This is a genomic window from Niabella yanshanensis, assembly GCF_034424215.1.
Taxonomy (GTDB): Bacteria; Bacteroidota; Bacteroidia; order Chitinophagales; family Chitinophagaceae; genus Niabella; species Niabella yanshanensis.
The window spans coordinates 4,067,402-4,090,322 of sequence record NZ_CP139960.1; the positions used below are offsets into that span (position 1 = coordinate 4,067,402).

Consider the following 22,921-nt stretch of genomic DNA (forward strand, 5'->3'; position numbering starts at 1 on the left):
TGAAAACCCAAAAGAAGAGCAAAAATGCCATATACTTTCGCTTAGCAAGGAACTCTTTCAATTGATAATTAGGAATCTAAGATGAAGGTTTTTAAATCATTGTTTAAAAATATTCTTCATTTTTTCATAAACAGTCAGTCTATTTCAAGTTAATCATTGTTAAACATAAAAAAAAAACACCATGTTATTGAGAACCTCATTGATGCTTATTGTAATGTGCATAATTGGTAATGTCATCTATGCGCAAAATACATTTCCTGCAACAGGAAATGTTGGCATTGGAACTACTTCTCCAACCACGCCATTGACGATATTTAAGAGTAATTCAAGTATTGACCCTTCAAATTCACATATATTATTAACTAATAGTGGCTCTGGGCAGCAAAACTTAATTTCGTCAACAATAGGGGGTACTATTAAAGGTAAATGGCGAAATGATTATTTTGGGAATATCTATTATGTTTCTTTTGGAAGTAATCATATTTTTATGACAGGCGGCGACTATGGGGTTGGTATAGCACCAATGGTCATAAATAGCTCTGGGATTCGGATTAAAACTGAGACTCTTCCATCGGGCTATCAATTGGCTGTTGGAGGTAAGATAATAGCGGAGGAGCTAAAGCTCAAACTGCAATCAACCGGGTGGCCTGATTATGTATTCCAGCCATCATACAATTTGCCTAGTTTAAAAGAAATTGAAGCGTTTATAAAAAAGAATCAACATTTGCCTGATGTACCATCTGCGAAAACAGTAGCGACCGAAGGCATAGAGTTGGGTAAGAATCAAGCAATACTGCTAAAAAAAATAGAGGAATTGACCCTTTACATCATTGAACAGGACAAAAAAATTGAGAAACAGAATATGATACTAGAAAAGTTAGTAGGAAAAGAAATGTCTACTCTAAGCAAGAAAAAAACTAGCCTATTTACCGATAGAAAATAGCATTTTTCTATCGGTAAACGCAAATTTTTAGAAATGAATGTGATTTTAATATTATTGTTTGAATCGTCATTTCTATATACTAATTACACTAATATTTTTTCTTTAAATAGATCTAGTTAAAATATCTCTCTAAGAAAATCACCCTTACAATACTTTTTATTACTTGAAAATGTTTTTCTTGATGCTAATATAAGTAACGCTACTTACTCAGTAATAAAACACTCTCTACATAAATTTTAATAATGAGTATTATGTTATAGAAGCCATGACTTATTACGATATATAATGTCGATAACATTGTAAAATACCCACACATATGGAAAAGAGATTTAGAAAGCTAATATTTTGTCTGACACTGTCGCTTGTTTTTTGTTTTGGTTGCGCCAAAACAAAAGACCTTGTCGGCGATGGAGGGGGCACGGCGGCACGCTCGGTTATTGCTGCTGATGACTACTATTGGTATAAAGGAAACAAAATTCCACTTACAAAAAATACGAAGAAAAAATATATACTTTTTGAAGCAGCTAACGAAGCAAAAGTGAACACCGCGTTGTCCGAAAAAGGAGCCCGCATTGTGGAAAAGGCGAAAAATTTGAATCTATCAAAAGCGACAAAAGTAGCCGACGACGAAAAATCCGACACACTAAGATTTATGATTGTAGAAGTTTCCACAAAACTATCTACCACTGATAATAAGATAATATATGAAGCTCCTTTTTTTATTACCAGTTCTGGAGATGAGATAGGTCTGTCTCAGCTTTTTTATGTTAGGCTTAAATCAACAGATGGGTATTCCAAATTGGTGGAGTTGGCCAGGTCCAATAATGTAGAGATATTGGGAAACAATGAATATGTAAAGGAGCGTTATACATTATCATGTAGTAATGGGTCTTCTGGTAATGCATTGGAGATGGCTAACAAGTTTTATGAAAGCGGTTATTTTGCATCTGCTCAGCCTGACTTGATGGGGAGATTTAAAAGTGCCAGTGTAAATGACACCTATTTTGCTAACCAGTGGAATTTAAATAACACTGGTCAATATGGAGGGACATCTGGTGTTGATATTAAGTATTCTGATGCGCGTTCAATAACTCAGGGTTCTAGCAGCATCGTAGTTGCTGTTATAGATGATGGGGTTGAGGTAACCCATCCTGATTTGAATATTTATAATAGCGGCTTTGATACAGAAAATGGCTCTACACCCAACATAGTACGGGGGGAACATGGCACCGCCTGTGCTGGTATAACAGGAGCCATTGCGAATAATAATCAGGGGATTGCAGGTGTAGCGCCCAACTGCCCTATAATGCCAATAAGTATCCAGTATGGAGTGATTATGCCGGATACCTATACAAAATATGCAAGCGGATACTATTACGCTGCAAACAATGGAGCATCCGTTATATCAAACTCTTGGGCGGGCCCCGAAATTTACAATCAAGACCTGGATGATGCAATACAATATTGCCTGACAAGTGGACGTGGCGGTTTAGGATGTGTAGTAGTTTTTGCAGCTGGCAACAGTAATAGTTCCGTGCAGTACCCGGCAAACTCTAATAGTGATATTATCGTTGTTGGTGCAAGTTCTCCTTGTGGCGAAAGGAAAAGTCCCGGCTCGTGCGATGGAGAAACTGGTTGGGGTAGTTGTTATGGATCGCAGTTAGACGTGGTTGCCCCCGGTGTGTTGATACCTACTACCGATCTTGCTGGGACAAATGGATATAATCCAAGCATACCAATACATTTGTGGAGTGGGGGAAGTAAAATCTCGACAGACTACAGCAATCAAGATTACACTGTATGGTTTAATGGTACTTCTGCTGCTACACCTCATGTGGCAGGTGTAGCAGCACTAATCCTCTCCGTAAATTCAAGTCTGACCCAAAAGCAGGTTGCCGAAATTATTGAGCAAACAGCACAAAAAACTGGTAGTTATACCTATACTACTACGGTAGGAAGACCCAATGGTACCTGGCATGAGCAAATGGGTTATGGGCTGCTAAATGCATTTGCTGCGGTTACCGGCGCATCGGGCTGCACTACTGTAAATTATATTAACCAAACAGTGAATACTAATACGAATGTTGCAGGCTGTATTATCAATGCACAAAATGTAACAGTTAATAGTGGCGCGAAACTTACTTTTAATGCTCTTGACTATATATTGATTAGTCCGGGCTTTGAAGTAAAAAGCGGAGCAGAGTTTAGAGCAGGTTTTTGACACAATTAGTTTCTTTTAATTTTTTCTTTATTTCTAATATCGGCCAATACAGACTGATTACTGTATAGCGGCTATGTAGTAAGGTTAAAGATGAAAGGGCTATGCTCTTACTCCAGAGCATAGCCCTTTACTTCTGGGCCAACATATTTAATGGATGGATGGCCAGATTCCTTTAAACCTCGTGTGACCGGGCACAAAGGCTTTTTTGCAGCTTTATTGCACAGGGCATCCTTTGGTTTCTATAAATCTTTATGTTGTTAGTGAAAGAGAATTAGCCCTCCGCCATTTTGATGTATTACAAGTGAACAAATGATCTGGTGTTGTTCGATCGGGTGTATCCACCAATGCTATTAAGTTAAGCATTTTGCGGTCACGGTGGATCGAGCTCCAACCGCACCAATGCAATAATTGCCATTAATATAATGTTGTGGAAGCTGCGGAATCACTGCCACGGGAACTAATCCCAGGTCGATGGCTCCGGTTTTTAGCTTTTCAGCCAGGGAGGCGGGATATGCTTCGATCAATTCAATTTCATCTTTTATAGGGAGCCTTTGCAAGCCATAAATGAGGGGGCGCGTATTTAAATAGCTTACAATTCCGACTCTAATCTTCTGTTCCAATCTTTATTCCTTTATTTTTGCGCGAAATTAACAGGTTTCAGGTTTAATGTTCCCGGTTCTACGTTAAACTTTGAACTTTAAACCCGGAATATAAACTTTAAATACGGAGCATGTCTTTAACAGCTATCTCGCCTATTGATGGCCGCTACAGTAAACAGGTTCAAAGCCTGCAGGAATATTTCAGTGAATATGCATTAATTAAGTATCGCGTTATAATTGAAATTGAATACCTGCTGCTATTGGCAGATAAAAAGTTCCTGAAATTGTCTGCCGGTGCTAAAAAGCATTTGCAGGGGTTAAAGGAAAACTTCAGCATAGCAAATGCAGAAGCTATTAAAGAAATAGAAAAGACTACTAACCACGATGTTAAGGCGGTAGAGTATTTTCTAAAGACAGAACTGGATAAAACAGATGCACAGGAAGCAAAAGAGTGGATCCATTTTGGTTTAACGTCACAAGACGTCAATAATACCGCCATTCCGTTACTGTGGAAGCATAGCCTGGAGTTTGAACTGCTGCCGGCCTATCTGAACCTGCAAAATCACCTGCATCAACTCGCACAGGATTTTAAAGAAATCCCGATGCTGGCTAAAACCCATGGTCAACCAGCGTCTCCAACCAGGTTGGGAAAAGAAATAATGGTTTTTGTAGAGCGTCTGGAAAACCAGATCCGCCTGTTCTCCTATATACCGGTTGCCGCTAAATTTGGTGGCGCCACCGGAAATTTTAACGCACATCATGTAGCCTATCCTAAAACAGACTGGATCAAATTCGGAAATCATTTTGTTGAAGAAGTGTTAGCCCTGCAAAGAATGCAGTTTACTACGCAAATTGAGCATTATGATAACCTGGCTGCTCATTTCGACTGTATCAAACGCATCAATACTATTTTGCTTGATCTGTGCCGCGACATATGGACCTATATCAGCATGGAGTATTTCAAACAAAAAACCAAAGCCGGCGAGGTAGGGTCTTCCGCTATGCCCCATAAAGTAAACCCTATCGACTTTGAGAATGCTGAGGGGAATATAGGCGTAGCTAATGCAATGCTGGAGCATCTTTCGGCTAAATTACCGGTTAGCCGTTTGCAGCGTGACCTAACCGATAGCACCGTTTTACGTAATATTGGTGTACCGGTAGCGCATACTATTATCGCTATCAAAAGCATCGAAAAAGGTTTAGGCAAGCTGGTATTAAACGAATCGGCATTGAAAGCAGATCTGGATAATAACTGGGCAGTAGTGGCGGAGGCTATTCAAACGATCCTGCGTCGCGAAAAATATCCGAATCCTTACGAAGCATTGAAAGAATTAACAAGAGGTAAAGAGGGTATTACGAAGCAGTCGCTGCATAAATTTATTACATCCTTAAAAGTTTCTGCTGAAATTAAGGCTGAGCTGAAAAAAATAACGCCGCATAATTACACGGGGGTAGTTGCCAAGTACTAGCGAATATTCTCTGAAAGCTATCAAAAGCAGGGTTAGTCTGAGCCTGGCGAAGACTAATTACGGAAAATATCTTTTAGCTCAAGAGATAATTGCGGAAAAGCCGTGCTGGTGATAATTTGACCTACTAATAAGGGGTCTATAAATTCGTACTTTCCCTCTTTTAAAAAGTATTGATTAATAGCTTTTGTGTCCAAAATATCACCCGGTATTCCTGCACGCCGTTTTCTTGATATAGATTGGTCTTTTCGTTCATGTCTTTTTTGCAGTGTAAGGCGATAGTACTTCTATAATCAGGTCAGGCGTGCCAATGCAGCCACGTTCATCAATTTTGGATTCGTCGCAAATGATACCGATATCGGGTTGTACAACAGTTGTAATTTCGTAATCGGAAGATTTATTCTTCACCCGCCTTACATCAAAGGGGCAAAAAACATATTGCAATTTTTGCCATCGAAGTAATTTCCAATTTTTAGTACCAGATTAGCGGCAATTTTCTGATGCCAGGATGCCGGCGCCGGTGATAAAATAAACAGCTTTCCTTTAATGAGTTCCACCGCTTCTTTCAAACGCCAGGTCAAATAATCGGCATAAGTATATTTTTTATTACGGTCTAACTGGGAGATATCCGTTATCATATCAGCTATTTTCTCAAAAATACAAAATATGTCGCAGATGTTTGGGGCCTTGAAGTTGATCAAGAGGGTCTTTATCTATAGCAGAGCAGATGAATGTTATCTGGACCTGCTCTTAAGGAAACGCTTTGCATTAATAACCAAACAGCACTACTTGAATTTCATTGCATGAAAAGTGGAGGGCATCAGCCGCATCATTGTTTCTTTATCATTAAATAAATAAAATATATACACGTCGGCTGCATCATCTTTATGTAAAGTAACAGTCATACAATTTTTGTAATTGCTGTCGAACGTAGTTCTGGGAGCATATCCTGAAGTAGCTCCCCAGTCTGCATTAAACTCATTTTTTACCGCTTCAGGCTTGAAAGCGCCAAATCTGGGGATAGCCGGAGTGGTGGCCGCCTGGGGCTGTAAACTGGTATTGTGTAAGACAGTTACAAATACAGTTTGGTAACTTTTATTGGGATGTGCCTGGGCAAATACTTTACGTCCGTTTGAAGTATCAGCAGCCATCTTCTCAAAATGCTCTATTCTTTTTCTGAGCGGGCGGATGGCATAACGTATCTCAAAACTGTCGGTTTTGCTTTTTATTGCCAGGTCGTAATTCATATCCCGGTTGGGATTTACAGGAACTGTATCAAAGTTTTCAGGCATTTTAAAACTGAGTAGTCCTTCTTCTACAACTGAATGAAACCGGGGATTTTGCCCTGATGCGACGGAGGAAATTAATAAGAATAGAATTGCTGTTAGTGTCTGACCCATATTGTATTTTCTTATAAGATGCCCACTTTTACGATAGTACATACAAAAGCCGCAGTTTTTAGTGCGGCATTAAAATAACTTAATGAGCGTGATGGTTACTCAGCCTTATGTATCTCACTTGTAAAATGGAATTTAATATCAGGGTTGTTGCTGATCTCCGTATTTAAAAACCACTCACTTTGGGCCAGGTATACGTCATGCCCGTCTTTGTCTAAAGCGGAATTGGCTTGTTTGAAGCGTACAAAGTCGTGCAATTTTTTAGGGTCCTCTGAAGTAAGCCAAGTGGCTTTATAAAATGGTAAAGCCCTGAATTCAACGCTTGCACCATACTCATGCAGCAATCGATATTGAATGACCTCAAATTGAAGTTCTCCCACACAACCAATAATCTTTTTAGTACCGCCAAACTGGGTAAATAGCTGTGCCACCCCTTCATCTGTCAATTGCATTAATCCTTTTTCCAGTTGCTTGGTCTTCATGGGGTCTTTATTGACCACCTCTTTAAATATTTCCGGGGAGAAAGATGGGATACCTGTAAAATAGAAATCTTCACCTTCAGTCAGGGTGTCGCCGATCTTAAAGTTGCCGGTATCAAACAAGCCTACCACATCTCCGGCATAAGCGTCTTCTATAACACTTTTGTCGCGCGCCATAAAAGAATAGGGATTACTGAAACGCACATCCTTGTCCAGGCGTACATGATGGAAATATTTATTTCTTTCGAACCTGCCGCTGCAAACCCTGAAAAACGCAATACGGTCGCGGTGCTTCGGGTCCAGGTTTGCGTGTATTTTAAATACAAATCCACTTAGTTTAGCCTCTTCAACATCTACTTTCCGTGCCGAAGTTTCGCGGCTTTGCGGAGTAGGGGCAATGCGAATAAAAGTATCCAGCATTTCTTTTACACCGAAATTGTTGATCGCACTCCCGAAAAATACGGGGGATACTTTCGCTGCGAGGTAGTCTTCTGCGTTTAATTCACCGTTCACGCCATCTACCAGCTCCACATCTTCCCGTAAGATAGCCGCATCGGCAGTTCCCAGCATTTCCTCAACAACCGTGTCGTTCAGGTCCGTTATAGCTATTGATTCATCGCCCTCCGCCTTGGTATTGGCAGCAAACAGGCGCAGGTTCCTGTCGTATAAATTATACACTCCTTTAAATTCCTTACCACTGTTAATAGGCCAGGTCATAGGGTGTAATTGGATATTCAGTTCCTTTTCTATCTCTTCTAAAAGATCAAAACGGTTTTTACCATCCCGGTCCATTTTGTTGATGAAAACAATTACCGGCGTATCACGCATGCGGCATACCTCCATCAGTCGACGGGTTTGATCCTCAACCCCATTAACACTGTCTACTACCAATATTACACTGTCAACGGCGGTAAGCGTGCGATAGGTGTCTTCAGCAAAATCCTTGTGACCGGGCGTATCTAAGAGATTGATCAGTATACCATTATATTCAAAACTCATCACAGAAGTTGCAACAGAGATACCTCTTTGCCGCTCGATCTCCATAAAATCTGAAGTGGCAGATTTTTTTATTTTGTTGCTTTTTACGGCACCTGCAACCTGTATGGCGCCACCAAAAAGCAGGAATTTTTCGGTAAGCGTTGTTTTACCGGCGTCGGGGTGACTGATGATGGCAAACGTGCGCCTCCGCATGATCTCGTCGTGAAACTTCATATTGTAAATTCTTAAAAGGCCGCAAAGATATTTGTATTTGGTGAGATGTCCATGCCTGTAGTCTATGGTCTATTGTCCATAGGCCATCAACATCTCTTAACCTTCCATTTTTTTAAGGCACTTCATTATGTCTACGCCGCGACCCAGTACCGGCTTGAAGATATCTCCAATTTTGGCAACACGTTTGGGAACCGTATAAATATCAAATTGAGAAGGATGCAGGCCTTTTTTTACTTCCTTCCAGTCTAAAGGGGTAGAAACGGTGGCGCCTTTCTTGGGGCGAACGCTATAAGCGCTGGCAATGGTTTGTCCCCTGCGGTTTTGCAGGTAATCTACATATATTTTACTGTTACCTCTTTTTTTCAGATTGCGCTCCAGGGTGGTGAAATCCGGCAATAACTCGGTCACTTTCATAGCGGTCAGGTGTGCGAAATTCTTTACATGCTCATAATCATATTTGTTCCCCATAGGTACAAATACATGGAGGCCGGAAGATCCTGATGTTTTACAGTATGATTTTACACCGCATTCGTCCAGTACCTGTTGAGTAGCCAGCGCCACGTCAATAACCTGGTCAAAGGTATTTTTGTCGGAGGGATCAATATCAATAATAAGGTAACTGGGATGCTCCTGCTTTTTAACAGTGCTGTTCCAGGGATTCATTTCTATACAACCCAGGTTGGCCAGATAAAGCAGGGTGGCTTTGTCGTTGCAAACTATATAATCAATGTTTTTATTATTGCTTTCCGAATATACCTCAACTGAGCTAACCCAATCCGGCGCGCTGTCCCCGGCATCTTTATGATAGAAGCTGGGGCCTTTAATCCCATTGGGAAAGCGGTTCCAGGCTTTCGGGCCTGTCTTTCAGGTAGGGGAGAATGAATGTTGACATGTGATCATAATAAGCAATCAAATCGCCTTTGGTATAACCTTCATCCGGCCAATATATTTTACTTTGATTGGTAAGATTTACTTCCTGTTTCCCAACCTTAATCCTTGTATCCTTTTCTTTTATTGTATTGTTCTTCCCGGATGTTTTGACAACTGCTGATTTTAAATCCCCTTGGGCGGTATTCTTTGCTTTGGTCATGACTTTTTCATTTTTAGGTATGATTACTTCCTCAGGAGCTTTGTCAACTCTTAAGCCCATGAAAACCGGATGTCTGAATATATGCTCTTCAGTGAGTTCGGAGTATTTTATATTGGCTACGAGTTTAGGTTGCACCCAGGTAGCTGGCATATTGGTTTTGGGTTTAATGGCAAACGGGCAAGTTTTCCTGATCAGGGGCTTCAATTTTTGATACATATCATTTAATGTAGCCGCATTAAAACCGGTCCCGGTGTGCCCGGCATAAAGCAACTTGTCATTTTTATAGCGACCTAAAATCAGTGCACCAAACTTTTTTCGTGATCCCCTCGGTTCAGTAAAGCCGGCAATAATTACTTCCTCGGTATTGTGATGTTTGATCTTCAGCCATTCAGCTGTGCGACGTCCCTCATTGTAGGTAGAGTCAGCTCTTTTAGCAATAATCCCTTCCAGGTTGTTTTCTTTGGCTGCTTCAAAAAAGTCGACTCCCTTCTGCTTTACATGATCACAATATTTTATAAAATCATTTTCAATAAGAGCTTCCTTCAATAAATCTTTTCTTTGGATATTGGAAAGAGAAGTGGTGGCATGTCCATTCAGATACAAGAGGTCGAAAACGTGGTAGACAAGAGGAACCCCGGGATGCTCGCCAAAATGCTGAAGGGTTTGAAAATCGGGTAAATTGTCATCGTTATAAGCAACAATTTCACCGTCGAGTACCATCTCGTGTTGTTGTTCTTTCAAAGCTTCGGTAATAGGTGCAAACTTTTTAACAAATGAAATGCCATTGCGGGAATATAGCTTTAACTCCTCTCGAATTTCTGCAATGGCCCGGTAACCGTCCCATTTAATTTCGAAAATCCATTCGGGGTCATCAAAAGGCTGATCGCCCAGGCTGGCCAGCATCGGATGTACATATTCTTTGAGTTTCTTTTCGCCTGAAAGATAGGCAGCGTAATGCTTTAGGTTACTTTTTGTAGGGGCCGGCTCATCGGACCGGGCTTTTTTTTTACAGCCTGCCCGCCTGCCGGACGGGCAGGCTTTTGAGAGCCTGCTTTCCCGGCGGCTTTCGCTTTCACCGCCTTTGTTACCTTAGAGGTTTTATTGGTAAACTTCTCGGCATCATATTTAGTGGTTACAGCATGCTCATCTTTATGCTTGATCAAAAGCCAGGCGTTACCGGCATCTTCAGTTCTCATTTTTACCAAAGCAAATTCACCTTTGAGTTTTTTGCCGTGCAAAGTGAATTTGATAGAACCGTCTTTCAGTTCTTTTAGTAAAATGCTTTCATCTTTTTTCCTGCTGTCCTTTTGCAGTGCTTCGTATGTTCCTTCGTCCCAAATCTCTACTTCGCCCGCTCCATAATTTCCTTCGGGTATGGTGCCCTCAAAGGTCCGGTAACCATAAGGGTGATCTTCCACCATCATGGCTAATCGCTTATCGCCAGGGTTTAGAGAAGGTCCTTTGGGCACCGCCCAGCTCTTCAAAACGCCCTCCATCTCCAGCCGGAAATCATAATGAAGTCTTGAAGCGGCATGACGTTGTATTACAAATTTGAGCTGCTTACCGCTCTTTGCCGGTTTGCCTTTTGGCTCGGCTGTAGACCGGAAATTTCTTTTCTTATTATAGTTACTCAGTGTTGCCATGATTTAAGAGGCCTTCTTTTTTGCTGACAGGCTGGCTTTTAGTTGCTCCATCAGGTCTTTTGTTTTAACATGCGCTACGCGAAGCTTAGGTGCGGTAACTTTCTTGCCTTTGGCCTTGGCTTCAATTACCTTCATTAATTTTTCTGAATAAGTATTTTTATACGCTGAAATATCAAACTTTTCGGAAAGCTGCTCTATTAAAGTTACCGCCATCTTAAGCTCCGCCGGCTTTACCGACTTTTTGGGTACCGAAAGATCAGCTGTTTTACGTATCTCCTGGTCGTATCGTATTCTCTGAAACAGGATAATGTTATCATAAGGTCTTAAGATACCCAGTACTTCTTTGTTACGCATCACAAACGTTCCCACACCAGCCATCTTGGTTTTCTTTAAAGCTTCTACCAGCAGGGTATAAGGTGCTTCGCCGTTCTTTTGCGGCTCCAGAAAATAAGGTGTTTCAAAATAGATGCTGTCTATTTCATCTTCCTGTACAAAATGATCGATGGAAAGGATCTTGGTTTTTTCGGGCATCGCTTTTTCAAAATCTTTTTCATCCAGCACAATATACTTACCATCATAATCATAACCTTTAACGATATTCTCCCAGGCTACTTCTTTCCCCGTTTTTTCATTCACCCTTTTGTACTTGATATGACTGTGGTCTTTTTTATCCAGCATATCCAGGTCCAGACTGCTTTCTTCTGTAGCGGAGTAGAGCTTAACGGGTATGTTTACGAGTCCGAAACCTATAGCGCCGGTCCATATAGCTTTCATAAGTACATCATTTAGATTGATAGTAAAACAAAATTGATACCAAAGGGGCGGCGATGTCTGGAGCAACCTCTTTAAAGTATCTTAACAAGTTGGTGATCGTTATCTGCCTATCTTAGGCAGATTTCTTTCAATCTGATTATTTTTATTGCATAACTTTTAACTCAATATGAAACGAAGCTTGGTTTTTTTTATCGCCCTCTTTTTGACGGCAGGTATCTATGCTCAGAAAACCACATCTGGTAATCCTGTTTTTCCGGGTTGGTATGCGGATCCGGAAGTGGCGCTTTTTAATAAAAAATACTGGATATTTCCTACCTATTCTGCGCCTTATAATAAGCAGGTTTTTATGGATGCATTTTCATCCAAAGACCTGGTTAACTGGCAAAAGCACGAGCGAATAGTAGATACTTCAGCTGTGAAATGGGCATGGCGAGCCATGTGGGCGCCGGCAATCGTGGAAAAGGATAAGAAGTATTACCTGTTTTTTGCGGCAAACGACATCCAGAGCGACAGTGAAAAGGGAGGAATTGGTGTAGCTGTAGCCAATAAACCAGAAGGTCCGTACAAAGACTACCTGGGCAAACCGTTGATTGACAGGTTTCATAACGGGGCGCAACCCATCGACCAGTTTGTTTTTAAAGATAAAGATGGCCAGTATTATATGTATTATGGTGGATGGAGACATTGCAACGTTGCTAAATTAAAAAAAGACTTTACGGGCTTTGAGCCTTTTGTTGACGGTACCATCTTTAAAGAGGTAACTCCTGAAAAATATGTGGAAGGCCCGTTTATGTTCATCAGAAATGGTAAATATTATTTTATGTGGTCAGAAGGTGGCTGGACGGGGCCCGACTATAGCGTGGCCTATGCTATAGCAGATTCTCCCATGGGCCCCTTTAAAAGGGTTGATAAAATACTGCAGCAAAACCCGGCAATTGCCACGGGCGCTGGTCACCATTCTGTTTTACAGATACCCGGAAAAGATGAATACTATATTATATATCACCGCCGGCCACTTACAGAGAAGGACGGCAATTCCCGGGTAGTATGTATTGATAAGATGGAGTTTGATAGTCAAGGGTTTATAAAAACGGTGCAAATAACAAATGAAGGCGTGGCACCAAGAAGGATAAAATAATTGTAGCTATTACAATTATTATTGTATTTTTCTTAATTTAGCGGAAATTATTTAAGCTGCCATGTCTCAAGATGTTTATGTGATAGGTGTCGATTACGGATCAGATTCCGTAAGGTCGGTCATTTTAGATGCCAGGAATGGAGCAGAAATTGCTTCTTCGGTTTTTGAATATCCGCGCTGGAAAAAAGGTTTGTACTGTAATGCCGGAGTGAACCAGTTTCGCCAGCACCCGCTGGATTATGTAGAAGGACTGGAATTTACAGTTAAGAATTGCCTGGAAAAAGCTGGGCCTGAACTGGCGAAAAAGGTAAAAGGCATTTCTGTTGATACCACCGGTTCCACGCCGGTGGCGGTTGATGAAACGGGCACACCGTTGGCATTAAATCCTCAATTTGCCGAAAATCCTAACGCCATGTTTGTTTTATGGAAAGATCATACTTCCATAAAGGAGGCGAACGAGATCAATGCACATGCTACTAAATTTGAGACGAATTATTTGCAATATGTAGGAGGAATTTATTCCAGCGAATGGTTTTGGGCCAAGTTGCTGCATGTTTTTCGTGCAGACGAGGCGGTACGCAACGCTACTGCCAGCTGGGTAGAGCATTGTGACTGGTTACCATTTCTGCTAACAGGCGGAACCGATGTAAAAGATATTAAAAGAGGCGTTTGCTCGGCAGGTCATAAAGGTCTTTGGGCTAAAGAATTCAACGGTTTCCCTCCCAATGATTTTTTTGCAACCCTTGACCCATTGTTAAATGGATTTACCGCTAAGCTCCCGGCTGATACTTATGCGGCTGATCAGGCAGCAGGTAATTTGTCTGCAGAGTGGGCAGAACGGCTGGGCCTGAGTACTGATGTTGTAGTAGGTATTGGCGCTTTTGATGCCCATATGGGCGCCGTAGGGGGGCAAATTGAACCCTACTATTTAAGCAAAGTAATGGGTACTTCTACCTGCGACATGCTCGTGGTTCCTGCAGGAGAATTCGGGGACAAGCTGGTTCGCGGTATCTGCGGCCAGGTGCCCGGTTCGGTTATACCTGCAATGATCGGATTAGAAGCAGGACAAAGTGCGTTTGGTGATATTTATGCCTGGTTTAAAAACCTGTTAGCATGGCCCTTACAGTTTGTAGAAGATGCCGATCTGAGAAAGTCTATCGAATCCAGGATTATAAAAGAATTGTCTGAAGCAGCAGCAAAATTGCCGTTGCATGAAGATGATGAATTGGCCGTAGATTGGCTGAATGGCCGTCGTACACCCGATGCTAGCCAGTTACTGAAAGGTGCAATTATGGGATTAAACCTGGGAAGTGACGCGCCTGCTATATTCAAAGCATTGGTGGAGGCCAGTTGTTTCGGCGCACGCGCTATTGTAGACCGTTTTATTGAAGAAGGTGTTCCGGTAAAAGGATTGATCGGGGTAGGAGGCGTAGCTAAAAAATCGCCTTACATCATGCAGGTGATGGCAGATGTAATGAACATGCCCATCAAAATACATAAATCAGAGCAAACCTGTGCTACGGGTGCGGCTATGTTTGCGGCAACGGCTGCTGGTATTTACGAAAACGTGGGGCAAGCCATGGAGGCCATGGGGCAAGGTTTTGATGTAGAATATCACCCCATTCCTGAAAATGTAGCATACTATGCTAAACGCATGGAGCAGTACAACGCATTCGGGAAATTTATTGAAGAAACAAAATAGTCAATGGTCCATAGTCAATGGACCATTGACATTTCTATACTATTGATACAATTTAAGATTTCATGAATTATAAGTATATACGTGAAGCGGCTTATGAAGCCAATATGCAATTGCCGCAATTAGGGTTGGTGTTATTTACTTTCGGAAATGTGAGCGAAGCAGACAGAAGCCAGGGTCTTTTTGCCATTAAGCCCAGTGGTGTAGCTTACAACGATCTTTCTCCTGAGAAAATGGTGATCGTAGATTTTGATGGCAATACGGTGGAAGGCAGCCTCAACCCTTCGTCTGATACCAAAACCCATGCAGTGTTGTATAAGCAGTGGGAAAGCATTAATGGAATTGTGCATACGCATTCTACCTACGCAACGGCCTGGGCGCAATCGCAGCGCGATATTCCTATTTTTGGTACTACTCATGCCGACTATAATACAGTTGACATTCCCTGTGCGCCACCGATGAACGATGAAATGATCAAAGGGAATTACGAGTACGAAACGGGTTTCCAGATCATCAATTGCTTCAAAGAAAAAAATCTGGACTATAGAGAAGTAGAAATGGTGCTGGTGGGCAATCATGCACCCTTTACCTGGGGAAAAAATGCCGCAAAAGCAGTACATAACAGCGCAGTTTTAGAGCAGGTAGCTAAAATGGCTTTATTAACAGAGCAGATCAACCCGCAGGCGCCACGCTTAAAGCAGGCATTAATCAATAAACACTACGAGCGCAAACACGGTCCGGATAGTTATTATGGGCAGAGCTAAACAGCGTTTTTAAACACCATTCGTTAAAATAAAAATTCTTAAAATATAATTTCATGACAGATCTGAAAAAGTTAGAGGTTTGGTTTGCCACGGGTAGCCAGAACCTTTACGGAGAGCAAACACTTATTGAGGTAGCGGAACATTCAAAAGAAATTGCAGACTATATTAACGCCCATGCATCTATCCCGGTTACGGTTGTTTATAAAGGAACATTAAAATCAACTGAAGAGATCTACAATTTTTGTGCTGACGCCAATCATGATGCCAATTGTATCGGGGTAATTACCTGGATGCACACTTTTTCTCCGGCTAAAATGTGGATCAATGGCCTGAAGATCCTGCACAAGCCATTGTTGCATTTCCATACCCAATACAACCGCGATATTCCATGGGGTTCTATCGATATGGACTTCATGAATACCAACCAGTCGGCTCATGGCGACAGGGAATTTGGTTTTATGGTAAGCCGTATGCGTAAGAGAAGAAAAGTAGTGGTGGGGCATTGGCGCGATGATAATGCTATCGAGCGTATTGCCGTATGGGCACGCGCTGCTGCCGGATGGAATGATTGGCAAGGTGCACGTTTTGTTCGTTTTGGCGACAATATGCGCTATGTGGCGGTAACAGATGGAGATAAAGTAGAAGCTGAACTGCGTTTTGGCTATAGCGTTAATACGCATGGTATCGGCGACCTGGTGAAAGTGATCAATGATGTAACGGATAAGCAGGTGGAAGATCTGATTGCTGAATACCATGAGACTTACAATGTAATGGAGAGCCTGCATGCAAGAGGTCCCCAATATCAATCCCTGGTAGACGCGGCGAAAATTGAACTGGGATTGCAACGTTTCCTGGAAGACGGGAACTTTAAGGGTTACAGTGATACATTTGAAGACCTCTATGGTATGAAACAATTGCCAGGTATTGGCTCTCAAAGAATGATGGCCCGTGGCTACGGTTTCGCGGGTGAAGGCGATTGGAAAACAGCAGCCCTGGTGCGTGCCATGAAAGTAATGGGCGCCGGTTTACCGGGTGGCAACTCCTTTATGGAAGATTACACCTACCATTTCGATCCTAATAATTCATTGGTGCTGGGCTCACACATGCTGGAGATTTGCCCGAGCATCGCCAGTGGAAAAGCAAATGTAGAAATACATGCTTTAGGCATTGGTGGTAAAGAAGATCCTGTACGTCTGGTATTTAATGCACCGGGTGGTCCGGCTTTAAATGCTTCTGTAGTAGATATGGGTAACCGTTTCCGTTTATTGGTAAACGAGGTAGAAGCCGTAGAGCCACAGAACGACCTGCCTAAATTACCGGTTGCGCGCGTGCTGTGGAAACCTTATCCGGATATGAACACCGGCTGTGCAGCGTGGATATTGGCAGGTGGTGCTCACCATACCGGCTACTCACAGAACCTGACGGCCGAGCATTTGGAAGATTTTGCTGATATGGCGGGTATTGAGTTTACACTCATCAGTAAAAACACAGAGCTCTATAATTTCAAAAATGAATTACGTTGGAGCGATGTGTACTATCAGTTGAATAAAGCTTAGAAAAATTCCTTTTTGCGAATATTTTATTGATTATATTAGCAAACTTTTTAAAAAAAATTAAATTGCTGTCATTATGAGTAATAATTTGGGTACGCTGGACTATGTAGTGTTTTTTACCTATTTTATCCTTGTTGCATCCTACGGTTATTGGGTGTATATGCGTAAGAAGAAAGCGACGGTTTCGGCATCGCACGACTATTTTCTTGCTGAAGGTTCATTAACCTGGTGGGCTATCGGAGCTTCTTTAATCGCTTCCAACATTTCTGCCGAGCAGTTTATCGGTATGAGTGGTGAGGGCTTTTTTGTAGGCGTGGCGGTAGCTGCTTACGAATGGATTGCAGCGGTAGCGCTTATTATAGTGGCGGTGTGGTTTATCCCCATTTATTTAAAGAACAAAATTTATACAATGCCGCAGTTTCTCGAAACGCGGTATAATAAATCGGTTTCGCTCATAATGGCTGTATTCTGGCTGTTTTTGTATGTTATTGTGAACCTTACTTCAATTCTTTACCTCGGTGCATTGGCCATCGATACATTATTGGGTGGTGGCTACCTGCACGCCATTATGATTGTACTATTGATAATGGCATTGTTGATTGGTTTGGGAGGTATGAAAGTAATTGGTTACACCGATGTAATACAGGTGGCTGTATTGATCATAGGTGGTTTTGCCACTGTGTATATGGCCCTGCAGATTGTAGATCAGCGTATCAACGGAGCGGCTGTGGGCAGCGCTATTGCCGGGTTTAAATCCTTAATGAATGAAGCCCCTGGCCATTTCAAGCTGATGCTTGATAAGCCTGCGGTAACTACTACTACCTTGTCGATGCCCGAAAACCTGGATGTACAGAAATACGTGGTATTGCCGGGTCTGGCGATGTATTTTGCCGGTCAGTGGATCGTGAACCTGAACTATTGGGGTTGTAACCAGTATATCACGCAACGTGCGTTGGGTGCAGACTTAAGGACAGCCCGTACCGGTATTTTATTCGCCGGATTCTTAAAACTGTTCATGCCTATTATTGTAATGCTGCCCGGTATTGCGGCTTATGTATTACATAGCAAAGGACAGTTACCCGGTTTTAACGGTATCAAAGATGGCGCTTATTCGGCTATCCTCGGATTTTTACCGGTGGGGTTAAAGGGTTTAGCCGTTGCAGCTTTAACAGCAGCTATCGTTGCTTCCCTGGCTGGGAAGGTAAACAGTATCTCAACAATCTATACACTGGATATCTACAAAAAGTACATTAAATCTGATGCCACAGAGATCCAGATGGTAAGAACCGGAAGATGGGCCATTATCATATCCATGCTGATCGCGTTAGCGTTTACATGGACAGATGCATTGGGAATAGGCGGTGAAGGTGGATTTACCTTTATTCAAAAGTATACAGGCTTTATTAGCCCGGGTGTATTTGCCATGTTCCTTTTAGGTATGTTCTGGAAACGTACTACCGGTACAGCTGCTTTGGTTGGGGTAGTGTTAGGTTTTGTACTGGCTATCTTTTTTAATAGCTATGCAGTAGAGATCTTTGGTAAAGAAACCTGGATGTACACAGCTTTCACTTACGAAAAATTAGAGAAAGGCGTAGTACATACGATCACTGAAATTCCTTTCTTGATTAATATGGGTTGGTCTTTTGTAATCACTATCCTGGTGATGATTGCAATTAGCCTGGCCGGTCCGAAAGAGAATCCTAAAGCATTTGCAATCGATAAGAGCATGTTTAAGGTGGATCCGAGAACATTGATACTGATCGTAGTGACTTTATTATTAATTACTGCCATTTACGTTAGATTCTGGTAAAACGGCGACGCAGGATATTTACACCGGTCAGAAATTGCTTCTGACCGGTTTTTTATTGATTGCAGGTTGTAAGGTATAGTTTTTGCAAAATCCGGGTATTATGGATCAGTACGAGCTTTTTGTCTCCGGTGAATTGCAAAAGTGGCAGTTCAACATGTTGAAAGGTCCCGGCTTTTTAGGGAAATTATCTAAAAAAGCCCAGGATAAAATCAACTCCTTTATACCGGAAAAAGTGCATAATGCGATTACTACGGTGATCAAACAGATGATCAGGGGTGTTTTATTTGGAGCAAAGCATACCACGGCAAAACCGCTTCAGGCTGCATCGTTATTTGAACGGGAACTGGTGGTAAAGGAAAAAATAAAATTTTACAGGAGCACTGCCGCTTTAGAAGGTGGCGTAACAGGTGCAGGCGGTTTTTTCTTAGGCCTGGCCGACTTTCCTATTCTTATTGCATTAAAATTAAAACTGCTATATGAAATAGCGGCAACCTATGGCTTCGATCTAAATGATTACAAAGAGCGTATTTACGTACTGCATATTTTTGAATTATCGTTTTCCAGTAAAGAACATAGTCGCAATATATATATGAAGCTGGTCAACTGGGACCAACATGCGGCTGCGTTACCCAGGGACATCAACCAGTTTGAGTGGCGTAAGTTTCAACAGGAATACCGGGACTATATAGATCTGGCTAAAATGGCGCAATTACTTCCTGTTATTGGTGCTCCCGTAGGCCTTATAGCTAACTATAGTCTTATAAAGAAGTTAGGGAACACTGCTATGAATGCTTACCGGATGCGGTTGCTTCAAAAGGAACATCTGATGAATTAAAAGTATATTACCCTTTAAATCAAATAAATGAAATGGATCTTTTTACCTCTGGCTTTGAGTTTTGCTGCGGCGGTTTGTAATGGAACCGATGCCAATGATCACGAAGCTGGAAATGCTGCAGATAGTACAGGTCAACAGGCAAATGCCATGCAGGATAGCGCGCTTAAAGCAGATTCAATTGTTGCAGATAACCAGGCAGCGCCCATAGACACTTCTGCTTATAATAAAAAAATGCGTTGGATGGCTAATGGCGACAGCTCGGGCCGGTGGCCTGCAAAAGGCCCTTATCCATTAAAAGGCGCCCTTTTGCCCTTCAACAGGATTATAGCTTATTATGGTAACCTCTATTCAACCCGCATGGGTATACTGGGCGAATTACCTAAAAAGCAAATGTTGGAAAAATTAAGGGGAGAGCTAGGGAAGTGGGAGAAAGCAGACCCTGAAACGCCGGCCATACCAGCCCTGCACTATATTGCTGTAACAGCTCAGGGTGAACCTGGTTCAGATGGGAAATACAGGTTACGGATGCCTTTTAAACAAATTGACACAATTGTTAGCTGGGCTAAAGAGATAAAAGCGCTTACTTTTATTGATGTACAGGTGGGATTGAGCAGCTTGCAGGAAGAACTCCCACGATTTGAAAAATATTTTAAGTTGCCCGGTTTTCACCTGGGGATCGATCCTGAATTTTCGATGAAAGGAGGACAAAAGCCAGGAAGTGTTATCGGAAGCTTCAATGCTGATGATATCAATTATGCCATCGACCTGCTGGCAAAAATTGTACGAGATAACAAATTGCCTCCTAAAATATTAGTGGTGCACCGGTTTACCAGTGATATGGTAGCTAATTACAAAAATATTAAAAAAGTGCCTGAAGTACAGGTAGTTATTGATATGGATGGCTGGGGAGGAAAAGAACTAAAAGCCGGTACCTGGAAGCGATTCGTTTATGAACAGCCTGTTCAATTCGCCGGATTTAAGATATTTTATAAGAATGACCTGAAGAATGGCTCAAAAGGAATATATACGCCATCTGAGTTAGTAAAATTCAAACCGATACCGCTTTATATACAATATCAATAGGGCTATAAAAAACAAAAAACCGGCAATTTTTGTTACCGGCTTTTTGAAATATTGATATATCAATTTAGTAGTCACCTAAAGTCTCGGGTAATTGCTCCAGCGCCTTGGCTAATTGCTCATCATTAGGAGCAATACCATGCCATCCATGGTCATTTTCCATGAAGTCCACTCCCTTACCCATGATGGTGTGCATCATAATAGCAATAGGCTTACCCTGTCCTGAAGCTGCTTTGGCCTTGTCCAAAACGGCAATTACATCATCCATATCGTTGCCCTGCATTTCTAATACGTGCCAGCCGAAAGTTGCAAATTTTTCGTGCAGATTGCCCATATTCAATACTTTCTCGGTAGGACCGTCTATTTGCTGACCATTCCAGTCTACGGTAGCTATCAGATTGTCTACTTTATGATGAGCGGCAAACATCACCGCCTCCCATATCTGGCCCTCGTTCAATTCTCCATCGCCATGTAAAGAATAAACCAGTTTATCGTCATTGTTCAGTTTTTTAGACAAAGCAGCACCAATGGCCACGCTTAACCCCTGGCCCAAAGAACCACTGGCAACCCGTATGCCTGGCAGATGCTCGTGTGTAGCCGGATGGCCCTGAAGACGGCTGTTGATTTTGCGGAAAGTGGAAAGCTCCTTGGCATCAAAATATCCTGAACGTGCTAATACTGAGTAAAATACAGGAGAGATATGGCCGTTGGAAAGGAAAAACAGGTTTTCGTTTTTGCCTTCCATATTAAAAGAAGGATCATGTTCCATCACCTTAAAGTAAAGCGCTGTCAAAAAATCGGCACAACCCAAAGATCCTCCAGGGTGGCCACTTTGAGAACCGTGTACCATTCTTACTATATCTCTTCTTACCTGAGAAGCTATTTCCTGCAAAGTTGCCATCGTTTCAGTTTTTTGATGAGTTGCAAAAATGCAGTTTTTTTATAAAAGCCTGAAATATTGTTTTGCTGTAAATAATATAAAAAAGGCCTAAAAATTGTTTATAAAGGAAGAATGTCTACTTTTGTGGCACCTTAATCCTTATCGAATGCTCCAAATACTAATAACAGCTATAATTTCGTTTATAGTTGCTTTTTTAGCAATTCCGGTCATAGTTCTTATTGCGGATAAGAAAAAATTGTATGATATTCCGGATGAACGCAAATTGCATAAGCACACAATAGCCTCCCTGGGAGGTGTGGGGATCTTTATTGCGCTTACTTTCGCATCCCTGCTTAATATTTCTTTCCTGGAAAATCCGGAGTTTCAATATTTCTTTGCGGCTCTTTTCATTATGTTCTTCATTGGGTTGAAAGATGATATCATCGCTTTATCTGCATTTAAGAAATTTATTGTTCAGATCATTGCCGCAGCCATTATCATTCACCTCGGTGGAATTCGAATCGAAAGTTTATACGGTATTCTGGGAATAGAGACGCTGGAGCCTATGTATGGAATTCCTCTCACTTATATTGTGATTGTTTTGCTGGTTAATGCTTTCAATCTCATTGATGGAATCGACGGCCTTGCCGGCGGGTTGGGATTAATGGTGACCTTATTACTGGGCACCTATTTTTACCTGGGAGGGCTACCAGCGTATGCAATATTCTCTTTCGCCTTATCGGCGGCTTTGTTAGCATTCCTTATTTTTAATTTCCATCCTGCCAAAATTTTTATGGGCGACTCAGGGTCATTATTAATAGGGATGGTAGTCTCGATACTGGTATTGAAATTTGTGACCGTTGCTTCAAGCCCTTTTGCTGTTTTGCCTATTTCGTCTGCTGCCGCAATTGGAGCATCTGTCCTGTTAATACCCCTGGCAGATACCATCCGGGTCTTTGCAATAAGAATATTGAAAGGGCGTTCGCCATTTTCACCCGACAGAAACCATATTCACCATATTCTGTTGGATAAAGGCCTGAGCCATTCTTCTGTAGTGCTGGTTTGCGTATCTGAGAATATTCTTATGATTGGCGCTGTATACTTTGGAAGAAATTTGGGTAACAACATTCTGATGCTGTCTGTATTTGCACTTACTTTTTTAACCATGGGTATTTTATATACCACTTTACCTCGACGCAAACTTGTTCTGCAACGACAAATTATTTCCAGTTTGCAAGCCAAAAAGGCCAGATCAAAAGTTATTGATCTTTCAACTAAGCAACACCTTCCTGTAGAGAAAGTACAAGGTTAATTATTCTGTTCTACGGTTTCTTAAAT

General features: G+C 41.8%; 21 protein-coding genes. 11 read left to right on the plus strand and 10 right to left on the minus strand.

Annotation, left to right across the window (positions count from 1 at the left end; genetic code table 11):
- Positions 1-181: 181 nt before the first annotated feature.
- Positions 182-943, plus strand: a complete 762-nt coding sequence (locus tag U0035_RS16860) for a hypothetical protein (RefSeq protein ID WP_162817967.1) — start codon at positions 182-184, stop codon at positions 941-943.
- A gap of 316 nt (positions 944-1,259) precedes the next feature.
- The gene (locus U0035_RS16865) at positions 1,260-3,164 is read left to right on the plus strand and encodes a S8 family serine peptidase (RefSeq protein ID WP_114792372.1); all 1,905 of its coding nucleotides are present in this window, start codon (positions 1,260-1,262) and stop codon (positions 3,162-3,164) included.
- A gap of 350 nt (positions 3,165-3,514) precedes the next feature.
- Here the strand turns inward: U0035_RS16865 and U0035_RS16870 are convergent, their stop codons facing one another.
- Complete coding sequence (locus U0035_RS16870; protein ID WP_114792373.1) at positions 3,515-3,784, minus strand: MqnA/MqnD/SBP family protein; 270 nt, start codon at positions 3,782-3,784, stop codon at positions 3,515-3,517.
- 110 nt (positions 3,785-3,894) lie between these two features.
- Between U0035_RS16870 and purB the strand changes: the two genes are divergently transcribed.
- Positions 3,895-5,232, plus strand: coding sequence for an adenylosuccinate lyase (purB, locus tag U0035_RS16875; protein ID WP_211316509.1), 1,338 nt, complete (start codon positions 3,895-3,897; stop codon positions 5,230-5,232).
- A 249-nt stretch (positions 5,233-5,481) separates the two neighbouring features.
- Here purB and U0035_RS16880 read toward each other — a convergent pair whose 3' ends face one another.
- The 8 genes from U0035_RS16880 to ku all read right to left on the minus strand — a co-directional run bounded on the left by U0035_RS16880 (position 5,482) and on the right by ku (position 11,824).
- A complete protein-coding gene (locus tag U0035_RS16880) occupies positions 5,482-5,637 on the minus strand; it encodes a Uma2 family endonuclease (protein WP_245957800.1) in 156 nt (51 codons plus the stop codon).
- A 5-nt stretch (positions 5,638-5,642) separates the two neighbouring features.
- The gene (locus U0035_RS16885; protein ID WP_211316511.1) at positions 5,643-5,867 is read right to left on the minus strand and encodes a Uma2 family endonuclease; all 225 of its coding nucleotides are present in this window, start codon (positions 5,865-5,867) and stop codon (positions 5,643-5,645) included.
- A gap of 147 nt (positions 5,868-6,014) precedes the next feature.
- Positions 6,015-6,671, minus strand: a complete 657-nt coding sequence (locus U0035_RS16890) for a hypothetical protein (protein WP_162817968.1) — start codon at positions 6,669-6,671, stop codon at positions 6,015-6,017.
- A 53-nt stretch (positions 6,672-6,724) separates the two neighbouring features.
- Positions 6,725-8,317, minus strand: coding sequence for a peptide chain release factor 3 (locus U0035_RS16895; RefSeq protein ID WP_114792376.1), 1,593 nt, complete (start codon positions 8,315-8,317; stop codon positions 6,725-6,727).
- A 96-nt stretch (positions 8,318-8,413) separates the two neighbouring features.
- Entirely contained in the window at positions 8,414-9,142 is a 729-nt protein-coding gene (locus U0035_RS16900; RefSeq protein WP_327138745.1) for a DNA polymerase domain-containing protein, read from the minus strand.
- Positions 9,138-10,310, minus strand: a complete 1,173-nt coding sequence (ligD, locus tag U0035_RS16905) for a non-homologous end-joining DNA ligase (protein WP_245957802.1) — start codon at positions 10,308-10,310, stop codon at positions 9,138-9,140. Before ligD ends, U0035_RS16900 begins: the two co-directional genes overlap by 5 nt.
- 56 nt (positions 10,311-10,366) lie before the next feature.
- The gene (locus U0035_RS16910) at positions 10,367-11,050 is read right to left on the minus strand and encodes a DNA polymerase ligase N-terminal domain-containing protein (RefSeq protein WP_114792377.1); all 684 of its coding nucleotides are present in this window, start codon (positions 11,048-11,050) and stop codon (positions 10,367-10,369) included.
- A gap of 3 nt (positions 11,051-11,053) precedes the next feature.
- Positions 11,054-11,824 (minus strand): non-homologous end joining protein Ku, encoded by a 771-nt coding sequence (gene ku / locus U0035_RS16915; protein ID WP_114792378.1) that lies wholly within the window; start codon positions 11,822-11,824, stop codon positions 11,054-11,056.
- Between the two features lie 166 nt (positions 11,825-11,990).
- Here ku and U0035_RS16920 point away from each other — a divergent pair, with 166 nt between their 5' ends.
- The 7 genes from U0035_RS16920 (at position 11,991) to U0035_RS16950 (ending at position 20,706) form a co-directional block, all read left to right on the plus strand.
- The gene (locus U0035_RS16920) at positions 11,991-12,962 is read left to right on the plus strand and encodes a glycoside hydrolase family 43 protein (RefSeq protein WP_114792379.1); all 972 of its coding nucleotides are present in this window, start codon (positions 11,991-11,993) and stop codon (positions 12,960-12,962) included.
- 61 nt (positions 12,963-13,023) lie between these two features.
- A complete protein-coding gene (locus U0035_RS16925) occupies positions 13,024-14,664 on the plus strand; it encodes a ribulokinase (protein WP_114792380.1) in 1,641 nt (546 codons plus the stop codon).
- Between the two features lie 62 nt (positions 14,665-14,726).
- Complete coding sequence (locus U0035_RS16930) at positions 14,727-15,425, plus strand: L-ribulose-5-phosphate 4-epimerase (RefSeq protein WP_114792381.1); 699 nt, start codon at positions 14,727-14,729, stop codon at positions 15,423-15,425.
- Between the two features lie 53 nt (positions 15,426-15,478).
- Positions 15,479-16,981 (plus strand): L-arabinose isomerase, encoded by a 1,503-nt coding sequence (gene araA / locus U0035_RS16935; protein ID WP_114792382.1) that lies wholly within the window; start codon positions 15,479-15,481, stop codon positions 16,979-16,981.
- A gap of 73 nt (positions 16,982-17,054) precedes the next feature.
- Positions 17,055-18,788 carry a sodium:solute symporter family transporter gene (locus U0035_RS16940; protein ID WP_114792383.1) on the plus strand — a complete coding sequence of 578 codons (1,734 nt, stop codon included), beginning with the start codon at positions 17,055-17,057 and terminating at the stop codon, positions 18,786-18,788.
- Between the two features lie 100 nt (positions 18,789-18,888).
- Entirely contained in the window at positions 18,889-19,623 is a 735-nt protein-coding gene (locus U0035_RS16945; RefSeq protein ID WP_114792384.1) for an EcsC family protein, read from the plus strand.
- Positions 19,624-19,650: 27 nt separating this feature from the next.
- Positions 19,651-20,706 (plus strand): hypothetical protein, encoded by a 1,056-nt coding sequence (locus U0035_RS16950; protein WP_114792385.1) that lies wholly within the window; start codon positions 19,651-19,653, stop codon positions 20,704-20,706.
- 64 nt (positions 20,707-20,770) lie between these two features.
- Here the strand turns inward: U0035_RS16950 and U0035_RS16955 are convergent, their stop codons facing one another.
- Positions 20,771-21,604, minus strand: coding sequence for a transketolase (locus U0035_RS16955; RefSeq protein ID WP_114792386.1), 834 nt, complete (start codon positions 21,602-21,604; stop codon positions 20,771-20,773).
- A 145-nt stretch (positions 21,605-21,749) separates the two neighbouring features.
- Here U0035_RS16955 and U0035_RS16960 point away from each other — a divergent pair, with 145 nt between their 5' ends.
- Complete coding sequence (locus U0035_RS16960; RefSeq protein ID WP_114792387.1) at positions 21,750-22,895, plus strand: glycosyltransferase family 4 protein; 1,146 nt, start codon at positions 21,750-21,752, stop codon at positions 22,893-22,895.
- Positions 22,896-22,921 lie beyond the last annotated feature (26 nt).

What these genes read in the sequence shown, in the direction of transcription:
- U0035_RS16920 (WP_114792379.1), top strand. Translation starts at nt 11,991, where the DNA reads ATGAAACGAAGCTTGGTTTTTTTTATCGCCCTCTTTTTGACGGCAGGT.
- U0035_RS16860 (WP_162817967.1), top strand. Translation starts at nt 182, where the DNA reads ATGTTATTGAGAACCTCATTGATGCTTATTGTAATGTGCATAATTGGT.
- U0035_RS16955 (WP_114792386.1), bottom strand. Translation starts at nt 21,604, where the DNA reads ATGGCAACTTTGCAGGAAATAGCTTCTCAGGTAAGAAGAGATATAGTA.
- U0035_RS16950 (WP_114792385.1), top strand. Translation starts at nt 19,651, where the DNA reads ATGAAATGGATCTTTTTACCTCTGGCTTTGAGTTTTGCTGCGGCGGTT.
- U0035_RS16885 (WP_211316511.1), bottom strand. Translation starts at nt 5,867, where the DNA reads ATGATAACGGATATCTCCCAGTTAGACCGTAATAAAAAATATACTTAT.
- U0035_RS16895 (WP_114792376.1), bottom strand. Translation starts at nt 8,317, where the DNA reads ATGAAGTTTCACGACGAGATCATGCGGAGGCGCACGTTTGCCATCATC.
- U0035_RS16930 (WP_114792381.1), top strand. Translation starts at nt 14,727, where the DNA reads ATGAATTATAAGTATATACGTGAAGCGGCTTATGAAGCCAATATGCAA.
- U0035_RS16940 (WP_114792383.1), top strand. Translation starts at nt 17,055, where the DNA reads ATGAGTAATAATTTGGGTACGCTGGACTATGTAGTGTTTTTTACCTAT.
- U0035_RS16960 (WP_114792387.1), top strand. Translation starts at nt 21,750, where the DNA reads ATGCTCCAAATACTAATAACAGCTATAATTTCGTTTATAGTTGCTTTT.
- U0035_RS16925 (WP_114792380.1), top strand. Translation starts at nt 13,024, where the DNA reads ATGTCTCAAGATGTTTATGTGATAGGTGTCGATTACGGATCAGATTCC.
- ku (WP_114792378.1), bottom strand. Translation starts at nt 11,824, where the DNA reads ATGAAAGCTATATGGACCGGCGCTATAGGTTTCGGACTCGTAAACATA.
- U0035_RS16910 (WP_114792377.1), bottom strand. Translation starts at nt 11,050, where the DNA reads ATGGCAACACTGAGTAACTATAATAAGAAAAGAAATTTCCGGTCTACA.
- ligD (WP_245957802.1), bottom strand. Translation starts at nt 10,310, where the DNA reads ATGCTGGCCAGCCTGGGCGATCAGCCTTTTGATGACCCCGAATGGATT.
- araA (WP_114792382.1), top strand. Translation starts at nt 15,479, where the DNA reads ATGACAGATCTGAAAAAGTTAGAGGTTTGGTTTGCCACGGGTAGCCAG.
- U0035_RS16865 (WP_114792372.1), top strand. Translation starts at nt 1,260, where the DNA reads ATGGAAAAGAGATTTAGAAAGCTAATATTTTGTCTGACACTGTCGCTT.
- purB (WP_211316509.1), top strand. Translation starts at nt 3,895, where the DNA reads ATGTCTTTAACAGCTATCTCGCCTATTGATGGCCGCTACAGTAAACAG.
- U0035_RS16890 (WP_162817968.1), bottom strand. Translation starts at nt 6,671, where the DNA reads ATGTACTATCGTAAAAGTGGGCATCTTATAAGAAAATACAATATGGGT.
- U0035_RS16945 (WP_114792384.1), top strand. Translation starts at nt 18,889, where the DNA reads ATGGATCAGTACGAGCTTTTTGTCTCCGGTGAATTGCAAAAGTGGCAG.